25 protein-coding genes are annotated in these 26,736 nt (G+C 60.4%); 10 read left to right on the top strand and 15 right to left on the bottom strand.

Annotated elements, in window-relative coordinates; all coding sequences use genetic code 11:
* Positions 1 to 86: 86 nt before the first annotated feature.
* Positions 87 to 581, bottom strand: a complete 495-nt coding sequence (locus ACIQU2_RS22875) for a SprT family zinc-dependent metalloprotease (protein WP_403144121.1) — start codon at positions 579 to 581, stop codon at positions 87 to 89.
* 158 nt (positions 582 to 739) lie between these two features.
* Positions 740 to 1,342, bottom strand: a complete 603-nt coding sequence (locus ACIQU2_RS22870; RefSeq protein WP_008147981.1) for a Yip1 family protein — start codon at positions 1,340 to 1,342, stop codon at positions 740 to 742.
* A gap of 279 nt (positions 1,343 to 1,621) precedes the next feature.
* On the opposite strand from ACIQU2_RS22870, the gene ttcA reads away from it, so the two are divergent.
* Positions 1,622 to 2,446 carry a tRNA 2-thiocytidine(32) synthetase TtcA gene (gene ttcA / locus ACIQU2_RS22865; protein ID WP_403144120.1) on the top strand — a complete coding sequence of 275 codons (825 nt, stop codon included), beginning with the start codon at positions 1,622 to 1,624 and terminating at the stop codon, positions 2,444 to 2,446.
* A 131-nt stretch (positions 2,447 to 2,577) separates the two neighbouring features.
* Complete coding sequence (locus ACIQU2_RS22860) at positions 2,578 to 3,252, top strand: DNA-3-methyladenine glycosylase I (RefSeq protein WP_347802257.1); 675 nt, start codon at positions 2,578 to 2,580, stop codon at positions 3,250 to 3,252.
* A 67-nt stretch (positions 3,253 to 3,319) separates the two neighbouring features.
* On the opposite strand, the gene ACIQU2_RS22855 is transcribed toward ACIQU2_RS22860, so the two are convergent.
* Genes ACIQU2_RS22855 through arsC form a run of 3 tightly spaced genes read right to left on the bottom strand, consistent with a single transcriptional unit; the run spans position 3,320 to position 4,693 of the window.
* Positions 3,320 to 3,745, bottom strand: coding sequence for a DUF2069 domain-containing protein (locus tag ACIQU2_RS22855; protein WP_111451701.1), 426 nt, complete (start codon positions 3,743 to 3,745; stop codon positions 3,320 to 3,322).
* A 1-nt stretch (position 3,746) separates the two neighbouring features.
* Complete coding sequence (wrbA, locus tag ACIQU2_RS22850) at positions 3,747 to 4,343, bottom strand: NAD(P)H:quinone oxidoreductase (RefSeq protein WP_403144117.1); 597 nt, start codon at positions 4,341 to 4,343, stop codon at positions 3,747 to 3,749.
* Positions 4,340 to 4,693, bottom strand: coding sequence for an arsenate reductase (glutaredoxin) (arsC, locus tag ACIQU2_RS22845; protein ID WP_403144116.1), 354 nt, complete (start codon positions 4,691 to 4,693; stop codon positions 4,340 to 4,342). Before arsC ends, wrbA begins: the two co-directional genes overlap by 4 nt.
* Before the next feature lie 114 nt (positions 4,694 to 4,807).
* Between arsC and ACIQU2_RS22840 the strand changes: the two genes are divergently transcribed.
* A complete protein-coding gene (locus ACIQU2_RS22840; RefSeq protein ID WP_347802254.1) occupies positions 4,808 to 5,275 on the top strand; it encodes a TlpA disulfide reductase family protein in 468 nt (155 codons plus the stop codon).
* Positions 5,276 to 5,386: 111 nt separating this feature from the next.
* Here the strand turns inward: ACIQU2_RS22840 and ACIQU2_RS22835 are convergent, their stop codons facing one another.
* The 4 genes from ACIQU2_RS22835 to ACIQU2_RS22820 form a co-directional block, all read right to left on the bottom strand.
* The gene (locus ACIQU2_RS22835; protein WP_347802253.1) at positions 5,387 to 5,791 is read right to left on the bottom strand and encodes an META domain-containing protein; all 405 of its coding nucleotides are present in this window, start codon (positions 5,789 to 5,791) and stop codon (positions 5,387 to 5,389) included.
* Positions 5,791 to 6,225 carry a hypothetical protein gene (locus ACIQU2_RS22830; RefSeq protein WP_008147995.1) on the bottom strand — a complete coding sequence of 145 codons (435 nt, stop codon included), beginning with the start codon at positions 6,223 to 6,225 and terminating at the stop codon, positions 5,791 to 5,793. Before ACIQU2_RS22830 ends, ACIQU2_RS22835 begins: the two co-directional genes overlap by 1 nt.
* Positions 6,226 to 6,302: 77 nt before the next feature.
* A complete protein-coding gene (locus tag ACIQU2_RS22825) occupies positions 6,303 to 7,295 on the bottom strand; it encodes a 2-hydroxyacid dehydrogenase (protein ID WP_403144113.1) in 993 nt (330 codons plus the stop codon).
* A 187-nt stretch (positions 7,296 to 7,482) separates the two neighbouring features.
* Positions 7,483 to 10,236: a response regulator gene (locus ACIQU2_RS22820; RefSeq protein WP_403144111.1), complete on the bottom strand. Its 2,754-nt coding sequence runs from the start codon at positions 10,234 to 10,236 to the stop codon at positions 7,483 to 7,485.
* A gap of 214 nt (positions 10,237 to 10,450) precedes the next feature.
* On the opposite strand from ACIQU2_RS22820, the gene ACIQU2_RS22815 reads away from it, so the two are divergent.
* The 7 genes from ACIQU2_RS22815 to ACIQU2_RS22785 all read left to right on the top strand — a co-directional run bounded on the left by ACIQU2_RS22815 (position 10,451) and on the right by ACIQU2_RS22785 (position 18,985).
* Positions 10,451 to 11,173: a response regulator transcription factor gene (locus ACIQU2_RS22815; protein ID WP_347802250.1), complete on the top strand. Its 723-nt coding sequence runs from the start codon at positions 10,451 to 10,453 to the stop codon at positions 11,171 to 11,173.
* A complete protein-coding gene (locus tag ACIQU2_RS22810; RefSeq protein WP_403144109.1) occupies positions 11,160 to 12,605 on the top strand; it encodes a histidine kinase sensor domain-containing protein in 1,446 nt (481 codons plus the stop codon). The genes ACIQU2_RS22815 and ACIQU2_RS22810 overlap by 14 nt, the downstream gene beginning before the upstream one ends.
* A 348-nt stretch (positions 12,606 to 12,953) precedes the next feature.
* Positions 12,954 to 13,856 carry a cysteine synthase CysM gene (gene cysM / locus ACIQU2_RS22805; RefSeq protein ID WP_008148007.1) on the top strand — a complete coding sequence of 301 codons (903 nt, stop codon included), beginning with the start codon at positions 12,954 to 12,956 and terminating at the stop codon, positions 13,854 to 13,856.
* On the top strand, positions 13,856 to 15,208 hold the full coding sequence (rlmD, locus tag ACIQU2_RS22800) for a 23S rRNA (uracil(1939)-C(5))-methyltransferase RlmD (RefSeq protein WP_347802247.1): 1,353 nt from the start codon (positions 13,856 to 13,858) through the stop codon (positions 15,206 to 15,208). Before cysM ends, rlmD begins: the two co-directional genes overlap by 1 nt.
* A gap of 123 nt (positions 15,209 to 15,331) precedes the next feature.
* Positions 15,332 to 17,575 (top strand): GTP diphosphokinase, encoded by a 2,244-nt coding sequence (relA, locus tag ACIQU2_RS22795; protein WP_403144107.1) that lies wholly within the window; start codon positions 15,332 to 15,334, stop codon positions 17,573 to 17,575.
* A 5-nt stretch (positions 17,576 to 17,580) separates the two neighbouring features.
* Complete coding sequence (gene mazG / locus ACIQU2_RS22790; RefSeq protein WP_403144105.1) at positions 17,581 to 18,414, top strand: nucleoside triphosphate pyrophosphohydrolase; 834 nt, start codon at positions 17,581 to 17,583, stop codon at positions 18,412 to 18,414.
* 28 nt (positions 18,415 to 18,442) lie between these two features.
* Positions 18,443 to 18,985: a DUF2058 domain-containing protein gene (locus tag ACIQU2_RS22785; RefSeq protein ID WP_033056870.1), complete on the top strand. Its 543-nt coding sequence runs from the start codon at positions 18,443 to 18,445 to the stop codon at positions 18,983 to 18,985.
* A gap of 70 nt (positions 18,986 to 19,055) precedes the next feature.
* Here the strand turns inward: ACIQU2_RS22785 and ACIQU2_RS22780 are convergent, their stop codons facing one another.
* The 6 genes from ACIQU2_RS22780 to ACIQU2_RS22755 all read right to left on the bottom strand — a co-directional run bounded on the left by ACIQU2_RS22780 (position 19,056) and on the right by ACIQU2_RS22755 (position 26,615).
* A complete protein-coding gene (locus tag ACIQU2_RS22780; protein WP_347802243.1) occupies positions 19,056 to 19,244 on the bottom strand; it encodes a hypothetical protein in 189 nt (62 codons plus the stop codon).
* A gap of 420 nt (positions 19,245 to 19,664) precedes the next feature.
* Entirely contained in the window at positions 19,665 to 20,885 is a 1,221-nt protein-coding gene (fabB, locus tag ACIQU2_RS22775) for a beta-ketoacyl-ACP synthase I (RefSeq protein ID WP_403144103.1), read from the bottom strand.
* A gap of 11 nt (positions 20,886 to 20,896) precedes the next feature.
* Positions 20,897 to 21,412 carry a 3-hydroxyacyl-[acyl-carrier-protein] dehydratase FabA gene (gene fabA, locus ACIQU2_RS22770; RefSeq protein WP_008148022.1) on the bottom strand — a complete coding sequence of 172 codons (516 nt, stop codon included), beginning with the start codon at positions 21,410 to 21,412 and terminating at the stop codon, positions 20,897 to 20,899.
* Between the two features lie 247 nt (positions 21,413 to 21,659).
* On the bottom strand, positions 21,660 to 23,561 hold the full coding sequence (locus ACIQU2_RS22765) for an ATP-binding protein (protein ID WP_403144102.1): 1,902 nt from the start codon (positions 23,559 to 23,561) through the stop codon (positions 21,660 to 21,662).
* Entirely contained in the window at positions 23,558 to 24,490 is a 933-nt protein-coding gene (locus ACIQU2_RS22760) for an ABC transporter substrate-binding protein (protein ID WP_403144100.1), read from the bottom strand. The genes ACIQU2_RS22765 and ACIQU2_RS22760 overlap by 4 nt, the downstream gene beginning before the upstream one ends.
* A 1-nt stretch (position 24,491) precedes the next feature.
* Positions 24,492 to 26,615 (bottom strand): TonB-dependent receptor plug domain-containing protein, encoded by a 2,124-nt coding sequence (locus ACIQU2_RS22755; protein WP_403144098.1) that lies wholly within the window; start codon positions 26,613 to 26,615, stop codon positions 24,492 to 24,494.
* Positions 26,616 to 26,736: the final 121 nt, after the last annotated feature.

Here is a 26,736-nt window from a genome sequence, read left to right as displayed (position 1 = left end):
CCCACATTGGATTTGTGTCACGCAGGAGATCCCCAGTGGGAGCGAGCCTGCTCGCGAAGAAGTCGGCAAAAACACCACAAATCTTGCTACTCGACCCGCATTTCCCCACTGAACACCAACGTGCTACGACACCGCCGACACAAATAACGCCGCCCTTGCCGCACCAAACCATGGCGCTGGGCGGAAAACGGGAAGTCACTGTCTGCACACGGGCATTTATAGATATAACGGGTCACGCTACGGCGTTTGACGTCATAGGTGTGGCAGCGATTGGGTGGCAGCTCGTACACGCCGCGCATGATCAGTTGCCACTCTTCGCCATGCGGCTGGATGCGGTCGCCGAACAGTTGATGGGCGATCAGGTGTGCAACCTCGTGGGCCACGGTCTGCTTGAGGAAGTCTTCGGTGTTTTCCCGGTACAGCTGCGGATTGAAGCGCAGCAGGTTCTCGTGCAAATGCGCGACACCGGCTTTTTGCCCGCGCAGCTTGAGGCTCACCACGGGGCGTTTGAAAGGTCGTTTGAAAAAGGATTCGGCTAGTTGGTAACAGTCTTCGACGCGGGTATCGAGTTGCTCGGGCATGCTTGATGGATCTCCAGAGACGACGAGTATGCCGCAACCCTCGAGAGTTGCGAATCGCCGAGGCGCCGAATGGTCGTCACCGTTTTCTGTCCTTGAGCATTAGAAGGCCGCCTTGCGGCGGCCTGTGTTGGCAGATCTTGTTTTTGGGTGATGTGTTGCTAGTTCGTATAGACCGGCCCCACGCCGAGTCCCCAAACAATTACCGTGAACGCCATGATGGCCACCAGCACCACCAGGCCTACCGCAAGCACCGAACTTGAAAACAGAAATCCCTCGTCTGATGGAATGTTCATGAAAGTGGGTAGCCCCACATACAGCAGGTACACCGTGTAGCAGATGGCCGCGGTGCCGACGATCATCCCAAGCCACATGTGTGGGTACAGCGCCGCCAGACCGCCGATAAACAGCGGTGTCGCGGTGTAGGTCGCAAAGGCAACGCAGCGTGCCAGACTCGGGTTGGCGTCATAGGTGCGAGCCATCCAGTGGATGAACGCGCCCATTACCGCCACACCGCCGAGCATCGCCAGGTACGACATGACCGTCATCCATATCGCGCTTTCCACCGTCAGCATCACCGGTGCGCGACTGCCAATGACCCAGCCGACCTGAGTAGTGCCGATAAACGCCGACACCGCAGGGATCGCCGCCAGAATCAGGGTATGAGTGAGATACATGTGGCTGATGCTTTCCTCCTGGTCGCCACGGATCTCTTTCCATTCTTGGTCAGGGTGGGTGAAGAGCCCCACTACGTGATGGATCATGCCAGTCACTCCTCTTGTTTTTACCGTCGCCCCCCAGCGGAGCGCCTACGGGCCAAAGTGGCCGAGTAAGGAAAGGTCTGGATATGTGTGCGACCTTATGTCGCAGTATAGAAAGGTCTTAACGACGCAGGTTGCAGGGCTTTAGAGCAAATTGCGCTGTAAACCCCAGGCTTAATCGCGGTTATGACTTGTAGGAGCTGCCGTAGGCTGCGATCTTTTGATCTACGGGCGATTTGCGTAAAATGCCGGCCTTTCGTCACACCTCACGGATTTCGCGTCATGGGCACTCTTACGGTCAACCAGAACAAACTGCAAAAGCGCCTTCGCCGCCAGGCCGGTGAGGCTGTTGCCGATTTCAACATGATTGAAGGCGGCGACAAGGTCATGGTCTGCCTGTCCGGTGGCAAGGACAGCTACACCCTGCTCGATGTGCTGATGCACTTGCAGAAGGTCGCCCCGATCAAGTTCGAGATCGTGGCCGTGAACATGGACCAGAAACAGCCGGGTTTCCCTGAAAACGTGCTACCGGCCTACCTCAAAGAGTTGGGCATCGAGTATCACATCGTCGAGAAAGACACCTACTCGGTGGTCAAGGAGCTGATCCCGGAAGGCAAGACCACCTGTTCGCTGTGCTCGCGCCTGCGTCGCGGCACGCTCTACACCTTCGCCGACGAAATCGGCGCGACCAAGATGGCCCTCGGTCATCACCGCGACGACATCGTCGAGACCTTTTTCCTGAACATGTTCTTCAACGGTTCGCTCAAAGCCATGCCGCCGAAGCTGCGCGCCGACGATGGACGCAACGTGGTGATCCGCCCGCTAGCCTACTGCAACGAAAAAGACATCCAGGCCTACTCGGACTTCAAGCAATTCCCGATCATCCCGTGCAACCTCTGCGGTTCTCAGGAAAACCTGCAACGTCAGGTGGTCAAGGACATGCTTCAGGAATGGGAACGCAAGACGCCAGGCCGGACCGAAAGCATCTTCAGAAGCTTGCAGAACGTGATCCCGTCGCAGCTGGCGGACCGCAACCTGTTCGACTTCACCAGCCTCAAGATCGACGAAACGGCGGCTTCGCGCTTCGTCAATGTTGTAAACCTCTAAACACAATCACTGTGGGAGCCAGCCTGCTGGCGATAGCGGTGGGTCAGGCACATCATTGTTGACTGACCCGCCGCTATCGCCAGCAGGCTGGCTCCCACATGAGTCTATTCACTTACTCATCAGGAGAGGGCATGCGCGATTACAAGTGGCTGCACGAATACTGTCTGAACCGCTTCGGTTCAGCGGCTGAACTGGAAGCCCATCTGCCCGTTCCGAAAACCCCGGCGCAATTGCGCAAGATCAGCGACGACCGCTACCTCTCGACCATGGCGCTGCGCGTCTTCCGCGCCGGGCTCAAGCACAGTCTGGTGGACGCCAAATGGCCGGCGTTCGAAGAAGTGTTCTTCAAGTTCGACCCTGAGAAAGTCGTGCTGATGAGTGCCGAACACCTTGAGCGTCTGATGCAGGACGCGCGGATCATTCGTCACCTGGGCAAACTCAAGAGCGTGCCGCGCAACGCGCAGTTCATTCTGGATGTGGCGCATGAGAAGGGCAGCTTCGGCGCGTTGATCGCCGATTGGCCGGTCACGGATATCGTTGGGTTGTGGACCTGCCTGAAAAAGCGCGGTCATCAATTGGGCGGGTTGTCGGCACCGCGGTTCTTGCGGATGGTGGGCAAGGATACGTTTGTGCCGAGCTACGACGTGGTCGCGGCGTTGAATGCGCAGAAGATCGTCGACAAGGTGCCGACCAGTCTGCGAGACCTGGCCACGGTGCAGGGCGTGTTCAACCAGTGGCATGAAGAAAGTGGTGGGCGGCCGATGAGCCAGATTTCGATGATGCTCGCCTACACAGTGAATCATTAACACCGAGTCGCTCCCACAAGGACAGCGTGAACCCTGTGGGAGCGAGCTTGCTCGCGATGGCGGCCTATCAGGCGACGGAAATCTCCCCCTCGCCCGCCAACTTGCGGTTCAACTGAAACCGCCACCGCACATACAACAGCGCCGAGCAGAACACCGCCAGGCTCGCGCCCATCTCGAGCAAACCAAACAGCTGCCGGTTCGGGTCATACGCCGCCAATGCGCCCTTGATGAAATACAGGTTCACCACAAAACACATCCATGAATGCCCGCGCGCGCTGCCGATAATCATCCCCGGCGCCAGCAACAGCAGTGGCACCAGTTCGATCAGCAGAATCACCCACGGCCGGGCGCCGTGCAGGTCGGCGACCACCAGGTAGTAGGCGCACAGCAAACCCACCAAACCGAAGTAGCACAGCAGGCTGATGACACGCATCGCTCGGACCCGCGGTTCGAGCCACTCGATGGAGGGCAGAATCTTCGGCTTTTTGGCCACGTCAGTTCCCCAGTTTCCGTGCAGTCTTCGCCAAGCGCAGGCCCAGGGCCCGGCATAGCGCGACTTCATGTTCATTCAAGCCGCTTTTGCCATCGGCCCCAGCGTGATGGCTGGCGCCGTAAGGCGTGCCGCCGCCACGGGTTTCCAGCAGAGCCGATTCGCTGTACGGCAGGCCGGTGATCAGCATGCCGTGGTGCAGCAACGGCAACATCATCGACAGCAGCGTGGTTTCCTGGCCGCCGTGCAGGCTCGCGGTGGAGGTAAAAACGCCAGCCGGTTTGCCCACCAGAGCGCCGGTCAGCCACAGGTTGCTGGTGCCGTCGAGGAAGTACTTGAGCGGCGCCGCCATGTTGCCGAACCGGGTCGGGCTGCCCATGGCCAGGCCCGCGCAGTTCTTCAAATCGTCGAGGCTGGCGTACAGCGCGCCTTCGTCGGGGATGTCCGGCGACACGGCTTCGCATTCGGAAGAGATCGGCGGGACCGTGCGCAGGCGCGCTTCCATCCCGGACTGCTCGACGCCACGGGCAATCTGCCGGGCCATTTCATTGGTCGAGCCGCTGCGGCTGTAATACAGAACCAGAATGTACGGCGCACTCACGGCAGCAGCTCCAGCACATTCTCCGGCGGCCGGCCGATGATGGCTTTGTCGCCGGCTTCCAGAATCGGTCGCTCCATGAGTTTCGGGTTGGCGGCGATGGCGGCGATCAATTGCGCCTCGCTAAGGCTGTTGTCGGCCAGGTTGAGGGTTTTGTACTCGTCCTCACCGGTGCGCAGCAGTTGCCGGGCGCTGATGCCGAGCTTGGTCAGCAGGCTCTGGATTTGCGCAGCGTCCAGCGGGGTGTCCAGGTAGCGGACTACCGTCGGGGTCAGGCCACGGGCTTCGAGGAGTTCGAGCGCACCGCGGGATTTCGAGCAGCGCGGGTTGTGATAAAGCGTCAGATCGGTCATGTGCGGTTCGCATCTTGCGTAAGGTGACGGCTATTCTAACTGTGCAGCGCGTAATCCAGAACCTTGGGAGGCGATGGGTCGCAGGCGCATTCAATTTTGAACAAGGAATACGACATGACTAGGCGACTGGCAGCGGCATTGGCGATCATCGGTACGTTATTGCTGGGGGGCTGTGGTAACGACTATGGCATCGACCAGAGCGGCCAGAAAGTTGCCGCCGAACGTCTGGACAAACAATGGCTGGTGCTCAATTACTGGGCTGAATGGTGCGGGCCGTGCCGCACCGAGATCCCGGAACTGAACACCTTGTCCGATCAGCTCAAGGACAAGAAGATTGGTGTGTTCGGGGTCAACTTCGACAATGTGCAGGGTGAAGAGCTGAAAAGCGCCAGCGAGAAGCTGGGGATCAAGTTCACCGTGCTGGCTTCTGATCCGGCCGATCTTTTTGAGTTGCCGCGCAGTGAGGCGTTGCCGGTGACTTACATCATCGATAACAAGGGCAAGGTAAGGGAGCAGTTGATGGGCGAGCAGACGGCGGCGGGGGTGATGGCGAAGCTTGAGGCGTTGCAGGCCAAGAACTAGAAGCAAAAGATCGTAGCCTCGCCAAGGCTCGACAGCTCCTACAGGGTGTTCGGTAATCCATGTAGGAGCTGTCGAGCCTTGGCGAGGCTGCGATCTTTTCGGGGCTGATGATCAACCCTCTTCAAGCCACCAACGCAGCGGCTTGCCTTCGGCCGGCCAGAAGCGCATCTGGTCGATCGGCGAGACGTCCCAGCGCTGAACGTTTTCCAACGCCTGGAGGAAACGCTTTTCCTGCTCCATCAGCGCCGGTGCACACAGTTTGCGGGTGCTGCCAACCTTGCCGAAGCTCAGCTTGTCGCCTTCCAGGGTGTACGGCGCGAACCAGTGGTTGCAGCCGCCGTTGCCGTAGGCCCGACCGTCTTCACCGAGGGTGACGGTCAGGTGGCTGTAATCCATCAACGGACGTTCGCCAATCCACTCCAGAATGTAGCTGCGGTTGTGTTGCAATTGCACCGGCTCGGCGGCGCAGCCCAGCAGGCTGGCGCCAACCATTGCGGTCAGAGCGAGGCGTTTCATCACGCGGGCTCCTGGCATTTCGGGCACAGGTGCTTCTCGCCAACCGTGGTCCAGCCCAGTTCGGCGATCCGTGCGGTGGCAGCAGGCTTTTCAGCCTTGTTGCCCAGCTTGGCGTCGACCGCAAACTCGAAGTTCAGCTCTTTGGCGCAGCTGTCGCAGTTCACTTTCCAGGTGTGGATCGCCAGTTCACCGAACACCGGACCACTGGCCACCGCGACCCATTGGCCTGGCGGATTGATCAAGTGGCGAACCGTTTCGACGGTCAGGCGCATGGACAAGTCCTTGGCGCCTTTGAGGGTCACTACCAGCACGTCGTTGTTACGAATCGAGCCGCCGTTGCCGGTGACTTGATAACGCCCCGGCACAAGGGCGCGGCATTCGGTGAGGGTGTGTTGCGGGTTCATCAGGCTATAGCGGAAATCGTGTTCGACCATGGGTCCTCCAAATATGCGCGGCATGCTAGCACGGACATCAGCGCAGCATGGCGCGGGCGTATGACCTTCGATCTGGTTCAGTCACCCTTTACCAGATTCGCAGGCGCGCCCGCCGCCCAGGCTGCGATGTTCAGCAGGGTGGTCGCGGCAATCGCGGCCAGGGCTTCGCGGGTCAGGAAGGCCTGGTGAGCGGTGATGATCACGTTCGGAAAGGTCAGCAGCCGCGCCAGCACATCGTCCTGCAGCGGCAGATCGGAACGGTCCTCGAAGAACAGCTGTGCCTCCTCTTCATACACATCCAGCCCCAGATAACCCAGTTGACCGTCCTTTAACGCGTCGATCAGCGCCGGTGTGTCCACCAGACCACCGCGGCCGGTGTTGATCAGCATCGCACCCGCTTGCATGTGCGCCAGTGACTCGCGATTGATCAAGTGTTTGCTTTGTTCGTTGAGCGGGCAGTGCAGGCTGATGATCTGCGACTCGGCCAGCAGTTCCGGCAGGCTCAGGTAACGGGCGCCGAGGGCTTCGACTTGCGGGTTGGGGAAGGGGTCGTACGCCAGCAATTGGCAGCCAAAGCCGTTCATGATTTTCGCGAAGGTCGCGCCGATCTGCCCGGTGCCGACCACGCCGACGGTCTTGCCCACGAGGTCGAAGCCGGTCAGCCCGTGCAGGCTGAAATCCCCTTCGCGCGTGCGGTTGTAGGCGCGGTGCAGGCGCCGGTTGAGCGCCAGGATCAGCGCCACCGCATGTTCCGCCACCGCGTGGGGCGAGTAGGCCGGGACGCGCACAATCGCCAGCCCCAGGCGCTTTGCCACTGCCAGATCGACATGGTTGTAACCGGCCGAGCGCAGGGCGATCAGGCGTGTGCCGCCCGTGGCCAGGCGTTCGAGCACCGGCGCGCCGAGGTCATCATTAATGAAGGCACAGACCACTTCGTGATGCTCGGCCAGCGCCACCGTATCAAGGCTCAGTCGCGCCGATTGAAAGTGCAGTTCAATGCCGGCCGGTAGCTCGGCACTGAGAAAACTGTCGCGGTCGTAGGTCTGGCTGCTGAAAAGAATCGTGCGCATGCGGTCCTCCATTCGACTCGGTCACGCTTTATGTAGCAGCTGGCGAAGCCTGCGTTCGGTCCGGGGTCGCGCTCGACCGCAGTCGTCGTAAATCCGGCAAACGCGGTTTACCTGAAAGACCGCATCGGCTGATTTTACGACGGCTTCGCCGCCGGACGCAGGCTTCGCCAGCTGCTACAGGTATTCATCAAGCATTTATACGGGCATGGGCCGCCAGGCGATTGATGGCCCGGTCGAGGTCTTCCAGCGCGCTGGGAGCTTTCGGGTCCTGTTGCTTGAGCAGGGTTTCGCTGCGCTGGCAGGCAGCGCGCAGTTGCGGGACGCCGCAATAGCGTGTCGCACCGTGCAGGCGATGGACGCGCTCGATCAGGGCGTTCTGGTCGTTGGTTTCCCGGGCGAAGCGAATCGCCTCGCGGTCGGCTTCGAGCGACGCCAGCAGCATTGCCAGCATGTCCGCCGCCAGATCGGCCTTGCCGGCAGCCAGGCGTAAACCTTCTTCGTGATCGAGCACCTGCAACTCATGGCTACCACCGTGGCTGTCGCTGGAGCGCTCCGGCCCATGATTGCGCAGCGCCAGGCCGGTCCACTTCAGCACCACCTGGGCCAGTTGCCGTTCGCTGATCGGTTTGGTCAGGTAGTCGTCCATGCCGCTTTGCAGCAGCGCACGCTTTTCGTTGGCCATGGCGTGAGCGGTGAGGGCAACGATCGGCAGCGGCGTGCAATGCCGTTCACTTTCCCACTGGCGAATCGCTTCGGTGCTTTGCCGCCCGTCCATACCGGGCATCTGAACGTCCATCAGCACCAGGTCGAAGGTTTCGGTCTGCACCGCCTTGACCGCCGCGTAACCGCTTTCCACCGCGAGGACTTTGGCGCCCATGTCTTCGAGCAGGGTTTGCACCAGCAGCAAGTTGGCAGGGTTGTCGTCGACGCAAAGCACTTTTGGCGCACGGCTGGACACCGGTTCTCCAGGTTCGCTGCGGTGCTGACGCGGGTTGACCAGGTCGGACAAGGCCCGCCGCAGCTTGCGGGTGCAGGCCGGTTTGGCCTGGAGCTGGCTGTGTGGATTAGGCACCGAGAGGTGGAACAGCGTCTGTTCGGTGGTCGGGCACAACACCAGCACCTTGCAGCCCAGGTGTTCGAGGTCCCAGATGTGCTGGTTGAGGCGCTCTGGTGGCATGTCGTTGCTGGTGATGCCGAGCACCGCCAGGTCGATCGCCTGATCGGTCTGATGCGCGCCGGTCACGCCATTGGTCAGGCTTTCCAATGTATTGAACGGAGTAACTTCGAGGCCACAGTCTTCCAGTTGATGCTGCAATGCCTGACGGGCCAGTTCGTGATTTTCCAGCACTGCCACCCGACGCCCGAGCAACGGCGGGCCGGGCAGGTCTTCGGCGTCGTCGCGGGTTTTGGGCAGGCTCAGGCTGATCCAGAATTCCGAGCCTTCACCGGGGGTACTGTCGACACCGATCTCGCCGCCCATCTGTTCGATCAGACGTTTGGAAATCACCAACCCCAGACCGGTGCCGCCGGGTTGCCGCGACAGCGAGTTGTCGGCCTGGCTGAAGGCCTGGAACAAGGCCCGCACGTCCTGGTTCGATAGCCCGATGCCGGTGTCCTGAATGCTGATGCGCAGTTGCACGCTGTCTTCGTGCTCTTCCTCGAGCATGGCCCGGGCGACGATGGTGCCTTCGCGGGTGAACTTGATCGCATTGCTGACCAGGTTGGTGAGAATCTGCTTGAGCCGCAGCGGGTCACCCACCAGCGACAGCGGCGTATCGCGATAAACCAGGCTCACCAGCTCCAGCTGCTTGGCGTGGGCGGCCGGGGCGAGGATGGTCAACGTGTCCTGGAGCAGGTCGCGCAAGTTGAACGGAATATGGTCAAGCACCAGTTTGCCGGCCTCGATTTTCGAGAAGTCGAGAATCTCGTTGATGATCCCCAGCAGGCTGTCGGCGGACTTTTCGATGGTGCCCAGGTAGTCGAGCTGGCGCGGGGTCAGCTCGCTTTTTTGCAGCAGATGCGTGAAGCCGAGAATGCCGTTGAGCGGCGTGCGGATTTCATGACTCATGTTGGCCAGGAACTCGGATTTGATCCGGCTGGCTTCAAGGGCTTCCTTGCGCGCCAGGTCCAGTTCGATGTTCTGGATCTCGATGGTTTCCAGGTTCTGACGCACGTCTTCGGTGGCCTGGTCGATGCTGTGCTGCAATTCTTCCTGCGCGTTCTGCAGGGTGCCGGCCATGCGGTTGATGCCGGACGCCAGTGTGTCCAGCTCCTGGCTGCCGAGGGGCGGCAGGCGGGTTTCCAGATGACCGTCCTTGAGTTGGGCCACCGCGTGCTTGATCTGGCTAAGCGGCCGATTGATGGTCCGGCCCATGCGCAGCGCCAGCAACGCCGCACCGGCCAGGCCTGCGCCGATCAGCAACAGGCTGGCGAACAGGCTGCGATAACCACGCAGCAGCATGCCGTTGTGGGACAGTTCGAGTTCTACCCAACCCAGCAGGCGCTCGGCTTCTTCGGGAATCAAGTCACCCGCCAGATTGCGGTGCTTGCCGAACACCGGCAGCAAGTAACGCGTCGCGTCATTGCCGCTGCGGCGCAGCATCTGCGAACTGTTGCCGATCGGCGCCTGATTGAGCATGGTCGGGCCGGCATGGGCCAACAGGGAGCGGTCGGGCCCGAGGAACGAAACGGCGCGAACGTCCGGTTGTTCCAGCGATTGGGTGGCAATGCGTTCCAAAAGCTCGGTGTTCTTGTGGCCCATGGCCGGGGCCACCAGGGGCGCCAGTTGTTCGGCGATCATCTCGCCACGCTGCATGAGCTGGGTTTGCAGGTCGGATTGCTGCATCCAGGTGAAATAGCCGCCCAGAACCAAGGCCATCAGGCTGGTCGGCAACAGGGTCAGCAATAGCACGCGGCCTTTAATTCCCAGTTTCTTGAGCACGCATCTCTCCTGCATCCAGCTATTTAATGACCTGCACGTACGTCCAGCACGCGCCACCTGCGCAGTGTAGCGATTTGCAGGCGGGCAATCTTCGTAAAATTGATGTCGGCATTCGTCGGCTGGATCCCCACTTTTACCTCACGGGCAAACCTTGTGTTGCCCGCAGCGAGGCAATCTTGAATAATCGTCAACTGAGAATTATTTGCAGATAGTCATGACTCCCATCGCTGCTGGCCATCCTCGTATCCTGTCTATAGAAGACGACCTCGTACTCGGTGCTTATGTTCATGAGCACCTGGGACGTTGCGGTTTTCAGGTGACGTGGTGCCAGAACGGTCTGGAAGGCTTGACCATCGCCCGCCAGCAAGCCTTCGATGTGGTGCTGATGGATATTCTGCTGCCGGGCTTGGACGGGCTGAACGTACTGACGCAGTTGCGCCAGAGCCATTCCACTCCGGTGGTGCTGATGTCGGCGCTCGGTGCCGAGGCGGATCGCATCAGTGGTTTTCGGCTGGGCGCCGATGATTACCTGCCCAAACCCTTCAGCATGGTCGAGTTGCGGGTGCGCATCGAAGCGATCCTGCGGCGCGTCGCGCTCGACCGCCGGCCAGCGCCGGCACCGATTGCCTCTTCGGCGGACAGCCTGCGTTTCGACGATGAATGCTGTGATGTCTTTTATGGCGAACACGCTGGCGGCCTGACCCGCAGCGAGTACCGGTTGCTGGAAACGCTGAACCGCAGCGGCGATGAAGTCCTGAGCAAAGCCTTCCTTTATCAACATGTACTGCAGCGCGGTTACGCGCCCCATGACCGCAGCCTCGACATGCATATCAGTCAGATCCGCCGCAAGCTCAAGGCTGTCGGTTACCTCGAGCGCGAAGTGCGCACGGTGTGGGGCAAGGGTTACGTATTGAGTGCTGTCGATGAAGTGGACTGACCTGCCGGGCAGACATTCGCTGTTCTGGAAACTGGCGTGTTTGTTGGTGGCGTTCTGTCTGCTGATGATCTGGCTCAGTTGGTCCTGGGGGCGCTACATGGAAAAGAAAAACCTGTTCCTGTCCGACGAGGCACGGGGCACGCTGATGCGCTACGCAGCCGAGGCCGAGCAGGTGTGGAATGAGCGCCAGAATGCGGGCATCGATGCTTGGTTGCAGAGCGTCGGCCATCGCGAGTCGACATGGGTCGGTGTGATTGGCGGCGATTTGCAGTCATTGAGCAGTTACCCGCTGACGGAAAAAGAAACCCAGCGCCTGACCTTTTTACGCGGTCTGGATTGGCCGACGAGTCGCCATACCAAAGGTTTGCCGTGGTTGAGAGTGCCTTTTCCCAACGATCCGTCCGCCGGCAGTCTGGTGATCGAACTGCCCCAGCGTTTCGTGCCTGGCCGTTACCGGGTGTTCTGGCGGGTGATCACCAACGGGGTGATTCCCGGATTGTTCACCTTGCTGCTGTGCGTCGGTCTGTATCGGTTACTGGTGGTGCCTTTGAACAGTCTGCGCGAACAGGCCAATGCCTGGCGTGCCGACCAGTTGAACGTGCGGTTGTCGAGCCGCATCACCCATCTCCCGGATGAGCTGGGTGAACTGGGCCGGGCCTTCGATCACATGTCCGAGCGTCTGCAAAGCACGGTGGCCCTGCAACAACAACTGCTGCGCGACCTGTCCCACGAATTGCGCACGCCACTGAGTCGCCTGCGGGTGGCCAGCGAAAGCGAGCAGGGGTTGACGCAATTGCGCGAGCGCATTGGCCGCGAGGTCGATGGCATGCAGCGTCTGGTGGAAGACACCCTGCAACTGGCCTGGCTCGACACCGAACGCGCGCCGCTGCCCGACGAATCGATCCAGATTCAGGCGTTGTGGGAAATGCTCACGGAAAATGCCTGCTATGAAAGTGGCTGGCCGGCGAGCCAGTTGCAGTGTGCGGTGGATTCGTCCTGCTGGGTGCGCGGCCATCTCAACACGTTGGCTCAAGCGCTGGAAAACATCCTGCGCAATGCCATTCGTCATTCACCGCAGGGCGGCGTTGTGCGTCTTGGTGGACAGCGCGATGGCGACTTCTGGCATGTGTGGCTGGAGGATGAGGGTGGCGGGGTGGCAGAGGCGGATCTTGAGCGGATCTTCTCGCCGTTCATCCGGCTTGACGGCTCGCGGCCGGGGGATGGTGGATTTGGCTTTGGGTTGAGCATTGCCAGGAATGCGGTGCAGCGGCAGGGCGGGAGTCTTTGGGCTGAGAACACTGAGGTAGGGTTGCGGCTCAATATTCGATTAGTGGCTGATGACGGTGGTGTCAGTGACGACGCCATCGTCGGATCGCCGCCCGGAGACAAGCTCGCTCCCACAGTGGAGGTGTGTCGGCCACAAATGGTGTGATCAACGCCTAGCCCTGTGGGAGCGAGCCTGCTCGCGAAGAGGCCCTTCCCTACACCACCGTTCTGTTTTTACCGGAGCGTTCCCGTTATTTTGTACGACCCTTCATAACTTGTTTCGCATGCGCCAGTTCTATGAGATTTATCACGCTGGGAGAAAGTCGCACCACTGGTGCGACAATTGTCCTGGTCGCACAAACCTGATCATTTTTCATTGAATGTCGGGCAAGGCGAAGAGTACTGATCCAGCCCCTTATGCCCATAAACCATAAGCACCGTACTTTGCGTGATATGGCCTGCGAAGGTTTGCCGGTATGATAGGCGCCCCCGCAGTCTGGATTGCGAATACGCCATGACCTTGCAGTACCCAACCATCGCCGATTGCGTCGGCAACACTCCGCTGGTCCGTTTGCAGCGCCTGCCTGGCGCCACCAGCAATACCCTTTTGCTCAAGCTCGAAGGGAATAACCCGGCGGGTTCGGTCAAGGACCGTCCGGCGCTGTCGATGATCACCCGCGCTGAATTGCGCGGGCAGATCCACGTCGGCGATACGCTGATCGAAGCGACCTCGGGTAACACCGGGATCGCCCTGGCGATGGCCGCCGCGATCAAGGGTTACAAGATGATTCTGATCATGCCGGACAACTCCAGCGCCGAACGTAAAGCCGCCATGACGGCGTATGGCGCCGAGCTGATTCTGGTCACTCAGGAAGAGGGCATGGAAGGCGCCCGCGACCTCGCCCAGCGAATGGAGGCCGAAGGCCGCGGCAAGGTGCTGGATCAGTTCGCCAACGGGGACAACCCCGAAGCGCACTACACCACCACCGGCCCGGAAATCTGGCGTCAGACCGAAGGCACCATCACCCATTTCGTCAGCTCCATGGGCACCACCGGTACCATCATGGGCGTCTCGCGCTACTTGAAAGAGCAGAACGAGAGCGTGCAGATCATCGGTCTGCAACCGATGGAAGGCTCGGCGATTCCGGGCATCCGTCGGTGGCCACAGGAATACCTGCCGAAGATCTACCAGGCCGAGCGCGTGGACCGAATCGTCGACATGGCGCAAAGCGAAGCCGAAGACGTGACCCGTCGTCTGGCCCGCGAAGAAGGCATCTTCTGCGGAGTGTCCTCGGGCGGTGCGGTGGCAGCGATGCTGCGTCTGTCCAAAGAAGTTGAAAACGCGGTGATCGTCGCGATCATCTGCGACCGTGGCGACCGTTACTTGTCGACCGGCATTTTCGACGCGCCCAACTGATGGCCAAGCAAGAGAGAGGCCTGCGCTTCCAGCCCACCGGCGGCAGCAAGGCCCCGCAAATTCCGACCGGCAAAAAGCAGCGCTTGAGTATTGAGCGCCTGGCTAATGACGGTCGCGGTATTGCGTTTTTTGAAGGTCGCACCTGGTTCGTCATCGGCGCATTGGCCGGTGAAGAAGTCGAAGCACGCGTGTTGGGTGCCCACGGCAAAGTGGTCGAGGCGCGCACCGAACGGGTGTTCCAGGCCAGCGAACTGCGCCGCCCGGCACCGTGTCCGCATGCCGGTCGCTGTGGCGGTTGCAGCGTGCAACATCTGCCGCACAACGAACAACTCGCCCTGAAACAGCGCATGCTCGCCGAGCAACTGTCCAAGGTCGCCGGTGTCGAACCCCAAGAGTGGGCCGCGCCGTTGAGCGGTCCGGAATTCGGTTACCGGCGTCGCGCCCGAGTGGCGGTACGCTGGGACATGAAGGCGAAAAAACTCGAAGTCGGTTTCCGCGCGGCGGGCAGTCAGGACATCGTTGCGATCAACGAATGCACGGTGCTGGTACAGCCCTTGCAACCGATCATGACCCGCTTGCCGGAAATGCTTCGGCGCTTGAGCAAACCTCAGGCGCTCGGGCATGTGGAATTATTTGCCGGATCGAAGTTGGCCGTTTTGTTGCGGCACATGGCGCCGCTGTCCGACGCCGACATGACGATCCTCAAGGATTTCTGCGCCTTCCATGAAGCCCAACTGTGGCTGCACGGTGACGGTGAGCCGCAACCGGTCGAGGCGGACCAGTCGTTGGGTTATCGACTCGAGCAGTGGGATTTGAACCTGGCGTACCGGCCGGGGGATTTCATCCAGGTCAACGCCGGGGTCAACGAAGCGATGATCGCCCAGGCGCTGGACTGGCTGAAGCCGACGGCGGATGAACGAGTTCTCGATCTATTCTGTGGGTTGGGTAACTTTGCGTTGCCGCTGGCCAAGGTCGTTCGCGAAGTGGTGGCGGTGGAAGGTGTGCAGGCGATGGTTGAGCGAGCAGCCGCGAACGCTGCTAGCAACAATCTTCATAATGCGAAGTTTTTTCAGGCCGATTTATCCCAGCCTTTGACCGATGTCGAATGGGCGCGCGAAGGCTTTTGTGCGGTACTCTTGGACCCACCGCGTGACGGTGCTTTCGAGGCAGTGCGCAAGCTTGCGTCCCTGGGCGCCAAACGGTTGGTGTATGTGTCGTGCAATCCGGCAACGCTGGCGCGCGATACGGTCGAATTGATCAAGCAGGGCTACCGGTTAAAACGTGCCGGGATTCTCGATATGTTTCCTCAGACGGCACATGTCGAGGCCATGGCGTTATTTGAAGCGAGCTAGGACGGCTCGTCTGGTCCGACTGGCCCGCCCGTGCAGCCGCGTACCGGCCCTGACGTGGGCACACGGGCAACGAAGGCCAGCGATTTGACGCATTGAATCTGCGTCGTAGGGAAGGTAAGCAAGATGGTACAGGTGAGAGCACACCAGCCGATCAACACCGACGGCAGTATCAATCTCGAGGCTTGGCTCGATCACGCGGTCAGTGTCGATCCGGCACTGGATCGCGAAGCCTTGAAGGAAGCGTGCGAGTTTGCTCGTGCGTCTGAACAACAAGCCAATGCGGCGAAAAACCTGTGGTCCGAAGGGACCTCGAGTTTCCGCACGGGCCTTGAGATCGCCGAGATTCTCGCCGACCTCAAACTCGATCAGGATTCGTTGGTTGCCGCGATCCTGTATCGCGGCGTGCGCGAAGGCCAGATTGAGTTGCCGGCGGTCAGCCAGCGCTTCGGTCCGGTGGTCGCCAAGCTCATCGACGGCGTGTTGCGCATGGCGGCGATCAGCGCCAGCCTCAGCCCTCGTCAATCCCTGGTGCTGGGCACGCAGGGCCAGGTCGAAAACCTGCGCAAGATGCTGGTCGCCATGGTCGACGACGTTCGCGTTGCGCTGATCAAACTGGCCGAACGCACCTGTGCGATCCGTGCGGTGAAAACCGCCGATGACGAAAAACGCAACCGCGTCGCCCGTGAAGTCTTCGACATCTACGCGCCTTTGGCTCACCGTCTCGGTATCGGTCACATCAAGTGGGAACTGGAGGACTTGTCCTTCCGTTACCTTGAGCCCGATCAGTACAAGCAGATCGCCAAGTTGCTTCATGAGCGGCGCCTGGATCGCGAGCGCTTCATCAGCGACGTGATGACTCAGCTGAAAAATGAATTGCAGGCCACCGGCGTCGATGCCGACATCAGCGGCCGGGCCAAACACATCTATTCGATCTGGCGCAAAATGCAGCGCAAGGGTCTGGAATTCAGCCAGATCTACGACGTGCGCGCCGTTCGCGTGCTGGTGCCGGAAATGCGCGACTGCTACACCGCGCTCGGTATCGTCCACACCCTGTGGCGGCACATCCCGAAAGAATTCGACGACTACATCGCCAACCCGAAAGAAAACGGCTACCGCTCGCTGCACACCGCAGTGATCGGCCCCGAGGGCAAGGTACTGGAAGTGCAGATCCGCACCCACGCCATGCACGAAGAAGCCGAGCTGGGCGTCTGCGCGCACTGGAAGTACAAGGGCACCGACGTCAAATCCGGCTCCAATCACTACGAAGAGAAAATCTCCTGGCTGCGTCAGGTCCTCGAGTGGCATGAAGAGCTGGGTGACATCGGCGGCCTGGCAGAACAGCTGCGGGTCGATATCGAGCCGGACCGGGTCTACATCTTTACGCCGGACGGTCACGCCATCGACTTGCCGAAGGGCTCGACGCCGCTGGACTTCGCCTACCGCGTGCACACCGAAATCGGTCACAACTGCCGTGGCGCGAAGATCAACGGGCGCATCGTGCCGCTCAACTACAGCCTGCAAACCGGTGAACAGGTCGAGATCATCACCAGCAAGCACGGTACCCCGAGCCGTGACTGGCTGAACCCGAACCTGGGTTACATCACTACGTCGCGGGCACGGGCGAAGATCGTTCACTGGTTCAAATTGCAGGCGCGCGATCAGAATGTCGCGGCCGGTAAAACCTTGCTGGAGCGCGAACTCAACCGCCTCGGTCTGCCAGCGGTAGATTTCGACAAGCTGGCCGAAAAGGCCAACATGAAGACGGCCGAGGACATGTACGCCGCGTTGGGCGCAGGCGATTTGCGTCTGGCGCAACTGGTGAACCTGGCGCAGCAACTGGTCGAGCCGGAACGCGGCAACGAACAGCTGGAACTGATTCCGCGCAAGGCCACCGGTTACAAACCAGGCAAGCGCGGCGACATCCAGATCCAGGGCGTCGGCAACCTGATGACCCAAATGGCCGGCTGCTGCCAGCCGCTGCCGGGGGATGCGATCGTCGGTTACATCACCGTGGGCCGCGGCGTGAGCATTCACCGCCAGGACTGCGCCTCGGTGCTGCAACTGGGCGGGCGCGAGCCCGAGCGGATCATCCAGGTCAGCTGGGGGCCGGTGCCGGTGCTCACCTATCCGGTGGACATCATCATCCGCGCCTACGACCGGTCCGGTCTGCTGCGTGACGTTTCGCAAGTGCTGCTCAACGAGCGGATCAATGTGCTGGCGGTCAACACCCGCTCGAACAAAGAGGACAACACCGCGTTGATGTCCCTGACCATCGAGATTCCGGGGCTGGATGCACTGGGGCGGTTGCTGGGGCGGATTTCCCAGTTGCCGAACATCATCGAAACCCGTCGTAACCGGACGCCGTGAAACCGATGTACAGCCTTGAAGACTTGCTGCACCTGATGAGCCGTCTGCGCGATCCGCAGTACGGCTGCCCGTGGGACATCAAGCAAACCTACGAAACCATCGTCCCGCACACCCTTGAGGAAGCCTACGAAGTCGCCGACGCCATCGAGCGCGGTGACTTCGATCACTTGCAGGGTGAGTTGGGGGATTTGCTGTTCCAGGTGGTTTATTACAGCCAGCTGGCACGGGAAGAAGGGCGCTTCGAGTTCGCCGGTGTCATCGACAGCATCACTCGCAAGCTGATCCGCCGTCATCCTCACGTGTTTCCCACGGGTGATTTGTACGCACCGCTGGATGTTCCGCGTCTGAATGAAGATCAGGTCAAGCAGCGCTGGGAAGAGATCAAGGCTGAAGAACGGGCGGAGAAATCTTCGGCGCCCGAACAACTGTCCTTGCTCGATGATGTACCCGCAGCACTGCCGGCATTGTCCCGTTCGGCGAAGTTGCAGAAGCGTGCAGGGCAGGTCGGTTTTGACTGGCCGGACGCCTTGCCGGTGCTCGACAAAGTGCGCGAAGAGCTCGATGAAGTGCTCGAAGCCATGGCCGACAATGACTCGGCAGCGATTGCCGATGAAGTCGGTGATCTGTTGTTTTCCGTGGTCAATCTGGCACGCCATCTCAAGGTCGATCCCGAAACTGCACTGCGTGGCGCCAACAGCAAGTTCGAAAGACGCTTCCGTTTTATCGAACAGGCATTGCGCGACACCCACCGTCCCATAGAAGATTGCACCCTCGAAGAGTTGGACGCCTTGTGGGGCGAAGCCAAACGTCAGGAAAAGAATTTGCCCAGCTGCGGTTGAGCAGTTGCCTAAGTGAGTAATAAGCACCATGAGCATTTCCCTTCGCGACCAGTTGCTCAAAGCAGGGCTGGTCAACCAGAAGCAGGCCAAACAGGTCGGCAAAGAGAAGCAGAAACAGCAGCGTCTGGCCCACAAAGGTCAGATCGAACTTGATGACTCGCAGCAGCGGGCGGCTCAGGAAGCCATGGCCGAGAAGGTCAAGCGCGATCAGGAGCTGAACCGTCAGCAACAGGAGAAGGCCGAGGCCAAGGCTCGCGCCGCCCAGGTCAAACAGTTGATCGAAGTCTCGCGTCTGCCGAAGCTGACGACCGAGGACTACTACAACTTCGTTGACGACAAGAAGGTCAAGCGCATCTCCGTCAACACGCTGATGCGCAACAAGCTCAGCAGCGGTTCGCTGGCCATCGTGCACCACGCCGGCGGCTACGAAGTGATCCCGCGTGAGGCGGCCCTGAAGATCCAGGAGCGCGATCCACAGCGTATCGTGCAGCTGAATGTGAAGACCGAAGAAGTCGCTGTCGAAGACGATCCGTACGCGGCCTATCAGATCCCGGACGATCTGATGTGGTAAGCCGTTAAAGGCTGCAACAACGACAAACCCTGCTCATGGCGGGGTTTGTCGTTTTCAATGCTGTCATTGCTTATGCGGATTGGAGCTCTCGTTGCTGCTCCAGTTTTTCCAGTTCGGCCTTGTAGCTGTGGGCATCGGTTTCGGAGTGGAACATCCCCACCAGCATGTCTTGTTGGTGCACGTCCCAGATCCGGATACCGGCGGCTACGCCTTCGTGGGACATATGTGAATCGTCGCGTTCAGTTACTTTTACAGTCATCTGCTAGCTCCAATCTCTGTTATCTGCAGCAAGGCGTGTGCAGGACTCCGTTATATGTTTGGTTAGCTGGCTAAGTAAACGACTGAGTTCGGTAGCGGATTTTTGCGAATTTGGTAAAAGTCCTGCAGCCCGCCAAACACGCGGCATTCGGTCGCAGGGCGTTGAGTTTCATGACAAAAGCTTCATGTTCGTGAGAAACAAAACCGTTGATTGAGGCCGAAGGTACAGAACCTGTGGGAGCCGAGCTTGCTCGCGATGGCGGTCTCATAGTCGATGATGATGGTGAATGAAATGGCCTCATCGCGAGCAAGCTCGGCTCCCACAGGTTTTGTACCTGGCCAAGGCTATGTGTTTCAAACACACATAAAAACGCCCCGAACCAGTCGGGGCGTTTTTATGTGGCGCGTAGCGGGCTAGGTATTACTTACCGGCCCAGCGCTTCAGTACCAGCGTGGCGTTGGTGCCGCCGAAGCCGAAGCTGTTGCTCATCACGGTGTTGATGGTGGCGTCTTCACGAGTCTTGGTCAGGATCGGCATGTCAGCCACTTCCGGGTCCAGTTCGTCGATGTTGGCGGAACCCGCCATGAAGTTACCTTCCATCATCAGCATGCAGTAGATCGCTTCGTGAACGCCGGCGGCGCCCAGGGAGTGACCCGACAGGCTCTTGGTGGAGCTGATGGCCGGAGCCTTGTCACCGAACACTTCACGCACACCTTTCATTTCCATGACGTCGCCGACCGGAGTCGAGGTGCCGTGGGTGTTCAGGTAGTCGATCGGAGCGTCAACGGTGGACATGGCCATCTGCATGCAGCGGATGGCGCCTTCGCCGCTTGGGGCGACCATGTCGTAGCCATCGGAGGTCGCGCCGTAGCCAACGATTTCGGCGTAGATCTTCGCGCCGCGGGCCAGAGCGTGTTCCAGCTCTTCGACCACGACCATGCCGCCACCGCCGGCGATGACGAAACCGTCACGCTTGGCGTCGTAGGCACGGGAAGCCTTTTCCGGGGTTTCGTTGTACTGGCTGGACAGTGCGCCCATGGCGTCGAACAGGAACGATTGGCTCCAGTGTTCTTCTTCACCGCCGCCGGCGAACACGATGTCCTGCTTGCCCATCTGGATCTGTTCCATGGCGGTACCGATGCAGTGAGCACTGGTGGCGCAGGCAGAAGCGATGGAGTAGTTCAGGCCCTTGATCTTGAACGGCGTTGCCAGGCAAGCGGAAACGGTGCTGCTCATGGTCCGTGTGACACGGTATGGGCCGACGCGCTTGACGCCTTTCTCGCGCAGGATGTCCAGCGCTTCCATCTGGTTCAGCGTGGAGGCGCCACCGGAGCCGGCGATCAGGCCGGTACGCGGGTTGGAGACTTGCTCATCGGTCAGACCGGAGTCGGCGATGGCGTCTTTCATGGCCAGGTAGGCGTAAGCCGCCGCGTGGCCGACGAAGCGAAAGATCTTGCGATCGATCAGCTCTTCGAGGGGAAGGTCAATGGAGCCGGAAACCTGGCTACGCAGACCCATTTCGGCATATTCCGGGTTGAACCGGATGCCAGGGCGGCTTGCACTCAGGTTAGCTGAGACGGTCTCTTTGTCATTGCCTAGGCACGAAACGATGCCCAGACCAGTGATAACGACGCGGCGCATGCGGATAACCCTTAGAAGTTGTCAGTGGAGGTGAAAACGCCGACCCGAAGGCCTTCGGCGGTGTAGATCTCGCGGCCGTCGACGCTGACCGAACCATCGGCGATGGCCAGGTTCAGCTTGCCCTTCAGTACGCGCTTGATCTGAATGTTATAGGTTACTTTCTTGGCGGTCGGCAGAACCTGACCGAAGAATTTCACTTCGCCCGAACCCAAGGCGCGACCGCGGCCTGGCAGACCTTGCCAGCCGAGGAAGAAGCCGACCAGTTGCCACATGGCGTCGAGGCCCAGGCAGCCTGGCATCACCGGATCACCTTCGAAGTGGCAGGCGAAGAACCACAGGTCCGGAGTGATATCCAGCTCGGCGACCAATTCACCCTTGCCGTACTTGCCACCCTCGGCGCTGATATGGGTGATGCGATCCACCATCAACATGTTCGGGGCGGGCAGTTGTGCGTTACCTGGGCCGAACAGCTCACCGCGACTGCAGCGCAGCAGGTCTTCCCGAGTAAAGGCGTTTTGTTGGGTCATGCGAGCTCCTCAATAGTCCCATGCGGCAGGTGGGGCAAATCTTCCCGGCCGATCGAAGCGTTCATGCCTCGAGTCAGCAGCCTACTCATAGACTATTGCGTTGTGGTGAAAGTCACAGCACCAAGGACATGAATGTACACTTGTGCACTGAAATTATTATTCAAGCCCCTTTTCGGGCCTGTTCGGGTGCCTAAGACTGCCGCACTTTCGCCTTTCACGCCAGTCGCAGATAGCCGAAAGGCCTGCACTACTGCACCCAGCGTTGCAGAATTTGCTGCAAATCTGTGCGTTTGAAGGGCTTGGCCAAGTAATCGTTCATTCCCGCCGATAAACAGGCTTCGCGGTCACCCTGCAAGGCGTTGGCGGTCAGCGCGATGATCGGCAAGTCTGTGCAGCCGGGCAATTGTCGGATCTGTCGGGTAGCCTGGTAGCCGTCGATGATCGGTAGCCGGCAGTCCATCAAAATGGCTTCAAAAATCAGACTCTCCGCACTGCGCACTGCCTGGGCGCCATCGGTGACGACGCTGACAGTAAAGCCCAAACTGCGCAACATTGCTTCGATGACCGTCTGATTGACCGGATTGTCTTCCACCAGCAACACGTTGCGCCCTTCGCCATCACCGCTGCCGGTCGGTATGCGCGGCGCCAGCACGGGCAGCGTCTGTTTGTAGAGCGCCAGCGGGATTTCCAGGGTGAACACCGAGCCGCGACCTTCCTCGCTCTGGGCGCGCAACGTGCCGCCCATGCGTTCAGCCAGCGTGCGAGCAATCGGCAGGCCCAGCCCGGTGCCACCGTATCGCCTCGAAATAGAACTGTCGGCCTGCTGGAAGGCGTTGAACATCAATTCCAGGCGTTCAGCCGAGATACCAATCCCGCTGTCGCGCACGGTGCAGGTGAACCACAGCAGTTCGTGATCCAGCGACTGCCATTGCGGTTCGATGCTGACGCGGCCCTGTTCGGTGAATTTCAGCGCATTGCCGATCAGGTTGACCAGGATCTGCCTGATCCGCGTCGGGTCGCCCTGCACCTGCAACGCGCGCATGTCGTCCGGGATCGACAGCGCCAGGTCGAGCCCGCGTTGCACGGCACTGTGCGAGAACGACTGGGCGCAACTGCCGATCAGGTCTGCGAGGTGGAATGGAATGTGCTCCAGCTCCAGTTCCGAACGCTCAATGCGCGAGAAATCGAGAATGTCGTTGATGACTTTGAGCAGGTGTTCGGTGGACTCCGAGGCGAGCGCCGCGTATTCGACCTGCTCCTCGGTCATCTCGGTGGTTTCCAGCAGTTGCAGCATGCCCAGCACGCCATTCATCGGCGTGCGCAGTTCGTGGCTCATCATTGCAAGGAAATCGGATTTGGCGTTGTTGGCCTTTTCCGCTTCCTCGCGCGTCTGAATCAACTGCGCCATCGCTTGATGCTGTTCGCGACTGGCTTGTTCGAGCCCGTTGGCGAGGTTGTTGATGTGTTGCGACAACGCGCCCAGCTCGGTGTCGTCGACGATCGGCAGCGGCGTTTTGTAGTCACCGTCCTGAATCGCCTTGACCGCGTTGCCGATGTCGCGGATCGGTTGCGACAGGCTGCCGGCCAGGCGTCGGGCGACCAGAAAAGTAAACAGCAGGGCGAACAGCGCCAGGATCCCGGCCTTGAGCAGGATTTCCTGCTGACGCTGGCTGAAGGCGTCATTGGACAGGCCGACGATCACCCGACCCAGATAATCCTCGGTGGGCGCCGTGTTGGCGACGCGGCTGCCCTGCAGGAAATCATTGTGCAGCTGGATTCGTTGCAGCCGCACCGGGGCCTGGAACACTTCGACCTGGTGCGAGCGGTTGTGGGTTTCCGACGGTTGCTCGACGTACACCAGAATCCGGTTGGCGCTGTCCTGGACTTCCAGAAAGCGCACATTGGGCGTGGCCAGGGTGGCCTTGAGCAAACTGTCGAGCACCTCGTTGTTGCCCGAGATCACCCCGTATTCGGTGGCCGGCGCCAGTTGGTTGGCAATCAGTTGCCCGGTGCGGTTGAGCTCCTGACGCAGGTCCTGGATCCGCACGAAGGTGAAGAAGCTGATCAACAGCAACGTCAGCAACAGGGCAGGGCCGAGGCTGATAATTTGTGTGCGGGTGTTGATGTCCCAACGGCGACGGAAGGTCATGGGCGATTTTCTCCTTCGGCCAACTGTGTTGCGACAGACGCTTCGTTCATCTGTTCAATCCCTAATGAGCGAGCCACTTGCGGGTTGCTTAAGACTTTGAAGCGTTGCGGGTAGTGCGTGCGTGGCCACGTGGCCGGTGGCCGGTCGAGCAGGTCGTCGAGTATCGCCAGCCAATCGCTCTGATCGCTGTAGGTGCTGGCAAGGCTCCCGGCCCTGACGAACCCGGCGTTAGGGCCGATCAGCGCCAGTTGCCGTGCATAGCTGCTGAGCAACAGGTTTTTCGCGGTTTTCGGGTTGTACAGATCGGGGTCGTCGAGGCCCAGCAACACGTCGCTGTTTTTCAGCAAGGTCTGCAGCGGCCGGCTGTCGTTCGTGTTATCCCAGCGCTCGGTGATCACTTCAAGGCCCAGGGAGTGGGCGGCCTGATGCAGTTCTTTCAAGAGGAATTCGCTGTGGCTGTCGAAGAGCACGCCGACCCGTTTGGCCTGAGGCAGCAGCAGTCGGGTCAGGCGCAATTGTCGGTCCAGGGGCGGGTCGCTCCAGAGCAGGCTGAGGCGCGGGGGCAGGGTGGCCCCCAGATGCTGACGGGCTTGCAGGCGGCTGATGCGCAGCACTAGCGTCGCCGGGCCCTGGGTGTCTTGCAGGCGCCAGTCGAGGCTCGGCAGGTCGAGCAGAATCAAACGGGTGCCGGCGGGCAGTTTGCCTGGCGCCGGCAGACTGGCCAGTGGCTGGAAGCGCACGTTATCGGCAGGCCGCAAGGCGCTCAGGGCCTTGGTGAAGGATTGCATGCCCGGGCTGTCCTCGGCGCCGGTCAGCAAAATGTCCGCGGCGGTGGCCTCCAGGCTGCTCAGCAGTCCGGCAAACACCAGGCACAACCCGACCAGCAGGCGGCCAAGGATTGGCGTCTTGCGTGACGGGCTATACAGCATCTTAGAACGCCAGCTCAGCGCTGAAGTAAAGCACTCGGCGCTCGTCGTAGTTGTTGTCGACGAAGGTTGTGGGCTGGCTGTCGAGGCGTTGCTGGAGCACACCGGCCAATTCCAGGCTGGCCTTGCCCAGGCCGATGCGTTTGGCGATGCGCGTGTCGACCCGTTCGAAGCGGTAGCCGTTCAGGGCATCGTCACCATAGTAGAAGAGCGCGCTGTTCCAGCCGTGGCCCCAGTTGCGCAGCCAACCGGCGGAACCGCTGTTTCGAGCGGTCTGTTGTGCATCCTGTGGGTTGCTCGCCTCGGCATCGACGTAGGCATACGTCAGGCGCAGGCGATCGGCGCTGCTGATTCGCCAGTCGAGCTGGGTTTCTGCCCCGGAGAAGCGCGCGTTGTTCGAGTTGCTGGCGATGTACTGATTGTTGCGCAGCGGTTCGCTGATCATCCCGGTGATTTCGTCGTAGAACAGCTTCACATCGACCGCCAGCCCCACGTCGGCAAAGTAGCCGTTATAGCCCAGCTCCCGGGAGCGCATGTGTTCCTGTTCGAGGTTACCGGGGCCACGGGTCTTGACGAAATAACGGGCGCTGGACTGGCCATAGGCGCTGGGCCGCAGGTTCTTTACCTGATAGCTCCAGTTGACGTTGTTCTCGAACATGTCCGGCGAGCGGATGGCTTCCGAGTACACCGCCCGCAGGCCATGGCGCGGGTTGATCAGGTAGTTGACCGCCACCCGCGGGGTGAGCGAACTGCCGATCAATTGCGTGTCTTCGAACATCGCTCCGCCCTGCAGCAACCAATGCTCGGTGGCGCGCCACTCGAGTTGGCCGAACGCCCGCCAGGTGGTGTCGTCGAGGGTGCCATTGAAGTAGGTCTCGGAATCTGCCCGGTCGTAACGATAGTTCATGCCGCTGACCAACCGCAGACTGTCGGACAGGCTGAGGGTGTCCTGCAATTCAAGGTCGTAGCGCGATTCCCGGGTGCTCTGGTCAATATCGCCACAGAGGGTTTGTCGGGCGCCGTTTCGCCATTGGTCCAGCACTTGATTGGCCAGTGCGCGCTGGGCCGGGTCACCTGCGGGCGCGCCGGGGCCGGTGTAGCGCTCCATGTTGCGCGCCAGGCGTTCGGTGTAATTCGGGTTGAGCTGCCAGAGTTCGGTCAACTGCGGGCTGAACGAAACCTCGGCATCGCACGCACGCCAGGTCTGCTGACGATCCCAGTGCTGCGCCGAGCCCTGAATGTAAAGGCTGTGATCGGGATTGATGTCGAGGTTCCAGCGCAGCGAGCCGGCGTAGTCCTTGGCGATGACGTCGGAATTGTTCCCCGCAGCGGTAATCCCCGAGAAGACCGGGCGGTAGGTATACGGACGCTGGTTGGCCCCGTCCTTGGCATTCAAATGCCAGTCGATACTCTGGTTTTCAGTGAGCGTCTGGCTGACGGCGAGGTTGAAGCGGTTCAAGCGGCGGCTGTCGCGGTAGTCGGCGCCATGACGGTCCGAGTCGAAGCCGTCGTCTTGCTGGCCGGAGAGTGACAGGCGCAGGTCGCCGCCGTCCCAGCCCACGCCCTGGCTGGCGTAAAAGTCGTCGATGCCGCGCTGCCCACGGGTGACTTTCATCCGCGTGCCGTGGCTGTCGGCCGGGTTGCGCGTGATGATGTTGACCACCGCCATCAGCGCATTGGCGCCATAGCTGACGGTGTTCGGGCCGCGAAAAACTTCGATGCGTTCGATGTCTTCCAGGGCCACCGGAATGTCACTCCAGTCCACCGTGGCCAGGCCTGCGCGGTACACCGAACGGCCGTCGATCAACACTTGCATGCGTCGCGCTTCGGTCGCATTGGTGCCGTGATAGTTCACCGCCGCCTGGTTGCCGTTGATGTTGCCGACCATCATTCCCGGCACCAGTCGCAGCAACTCACTGATGTCCCGGGCGCCACTGGCGTTGATCAGTTCGCTGTCGATCACCGTCATGCTCCCCGGTACCGCGGCCGGCGACTGCTTGAGTCGCGTCGCGGTCAATACTTGCGGCAGCGGCTCGCTGTCGAGGAACAAGTCGTCGGCGAGCAATGGCGAGCTGAAAATCAGCGCCAGTACCAGCGGCGAGCGAGGTGATGGAGAGCCAAACGACACAACACATCCTTGATAGCGAACAATTGGCGCGCATGTTAACCGAGCGCAATGACTTTTCCAGTCACGTTGTGGGCATTTTCCTCGGTTTTCTTGGTCTTCTTCCTACAAGTGCCGGTAATTG

It is taken from the genome of Pseudomonas sp. NPDC098740 (assembly GCF_044760065.1).
In the GTDB taxonomy this organism is placed as follows: Bacteria; Pseudomonadota; Gammaproteobacteria; order Pseudomonadales; family Pseudomonadaceae; genus Aquipseudomonas; species Aquipseudomonas rossensis.
The sequence above is the reverse complement of the archived record's forward strand: the minus strand, read 5'-3'. Positions and strand labels throughout refer to the sequence as shown.